Consider the following 919-nt stretch of genomic DNA (forward strand, 5'->3'; position numbering starts at 1 on the left):
ACGCGCATCAGCAGCCGGCCGCGCTCGATGGCGGTGAGCCGGCCCCACTCGCCCTCCTCGAAGGCGTGACGGGCGGCGGCGACGGCCTCGTCCACCTCGGCGGCACCGCCGCGGGCGATCTGCGCGAACGCACCGTCGTCCGAGGGCGCGTGCACGGCGACCGCGCCACCACCGGCGGCGGCGCGCCACTGGTTGTCGATCAGGATCGTGACCGCTTCGCCGTCCGGCGAGATGTCGAGCTTCGTGCGGGTCATGAAATCTCCTCCTGTGTGGCGGCGTCCGCGTGGCTGCGCTCCAGGCTGCCCTCGCTCACCTCGCCGCGCTCTATGACGAGTGTCCGGTCGGCGAACTGCCGCAACAGCGCCGGGTTCGATTCGGTGATCACCAGGGTGATGTCTCGGTCACGCTCGCGCAGGGTGCGCAGCGCCTCCGCGTAACGGTTGGCCAGTGCCGGGGCGAGGCCCTGGAAGGGCTCGTCGAGGAGCACGACCCGGGTGCCGATCATCAGCGCCCGGCCGAGGGCGACCATCTTGCCCTGGCCGCCGCTGACCGTGCCGCCGGGGCGCTCGGCCATGTCCCGGAGCTCCGGGAGGATCTCGTAGACCCCGTCCAGCCGGCGCCGGATCTCCTCCGGTGCCACCCGCGCGGCGCGGGCCGGCAGCAGGATGTTCTCGCGCACGTTGAACGCGGAGAACAGCCGCCGGTCCTCGGGGGCGTAGCCGATCCCCAGACCAGGCCGGGCGTGGGCGGGGATGTCGTCGATGCAGCGATCGCCGAGATACAGCGAGCCGCTGTCCGGGGCGATGAAGCCCATGACCGTGCGCAGGGTCGTGGTCTTGCCCGCGCCGTTGCGCCCGATCAGCGCCACGGTCGCCCCGGGCTCGAGGGTGAAGTCCACGTCGCGCAGGACGGGCACCCC

General features: G+C 72.9%; 2 protein-coding genes. Both read right to left on the bottom strand.

The window, feature by feature from the left end; genetic code table 11:
- Window positions 1-254: aldehyde dehydrogenase family protein (locus G7A99_RS21565; RefSeq protein ID WP_163143974.1), on the bottom strand; the 254-nt coding region annotated here is incomplete at its 3' end.
- Window positions 251-919, bottom strand: a 669-nt coding sequence (locus tag G7A99_RS21570; RefSeq protein WP_205599989.1) for an ABC transporter ATP-binding protein, incomplete at its 5' end; no start/stop codon positions are given. The genes G7A99_RS21565 and G7A99_RS21570, both read right to left, overlap by 4 nt.

Source organism: Arhodomonas sp. KWT, from assembly GCF_010993615.1.